The organism is Tautonia sp. JC769 (assembly GCF_040717455.1).
In the GTDB taxonomy this organism is placed as follows: Bacteria; Planctomycetota; Planctomycetia; order Isosphaerales; family Isosphaeraceae; genus Tautonia.
This window is the reverse complement of record NZ_JBFEFH010000075.1, coordinates 1-833: the sequence shown is the minus strand read 5'-3', so window position 1 is coordinate 833 and position 833 is coordinate 1. Positions and strand designations below refer to the sequence as shown.

At 69.1% G+C, this 833-nt stretch carries 1 protein-coding gene; it reads right to left on the bottom strand.

The window, feature by feature from the left end:
• The coding region (locus AB1L88_RS26935) for a VCBS repeat-containing protein (RefSeq protein WP_367099814.1) at positions 1-833 on the bottom strand (833 nt) is incomplete at both ends.

The following is an 833-nucleotide window of genomic DNA, read 5'->3' as shown; positions in this document are numbered from 1 at the left end:
ATTCCGGAGATGCCAGGACATACCGCCCCCCTGGCCGGCCGAGGAAGGCAAGCGGGGGCTGGGCCATCGGCTGGTCGATCCAGGGTTGGTCATCCACGTGACCGTTACTGACGAACAGGTCGAGCGTGCCGTCGTTGTCGAAGTCGAGGGCGACCGTGCCGAATCCGGTCACGGGCAGGCTCGGGCCGTCGAGCCCCGAGCCGGTCGTCGCGTCGACGAACAGCCCTCCTCCCAGGTTGCGGAGGAAGGTGTTCGGCTCGTTGCGGAAGTTGGTGTGGAAGAGGTCGATCAGCCCGTCCCCGTCCAGGTCGTCGGCCACCACCCCCATGCTCGCCGTCGCCCGGCCGGCGCCGTCGAAGGCCGCCCCGGAGGCCACCCCCACCTCCTCGAACCGCAATCCTCCCAGATTCCGGAAGAGGAAGTCGGGCACCGCGTCGTTGGCGACGAAGAGGTCGAGCAGGCCGTCGCCGTCGAAATCGGCGATCGCCAGGCCGAGCCCCCGGCCGTCGGGCACTTCGATGCCCGCCTCGGCCGAGACGTCGGTGAACGTCCCGTCGCCGTCGTTCCGGTAGAGCAGATCGAATTGCGCCGGGAATCGACCGGGGGGGCAATGGATCGGCCGACCGACCGAATCGCGGCACTCGGGGGCGGTCTTCGGGTCGGCCTCCACATAGGTGACGACGAACAGGTCGAGATCCCCGTCCCGGTCCAGGTCCGCGAACCCGGCCGCCGTGCTCCAGCGATCCGACCACACACCGGCCGACTCGGTGATGTCCGTGAACGTCCCGTCGCCATTGTTGCGGTACAGGGCCGTCGAGCCGAACCCGGTGACG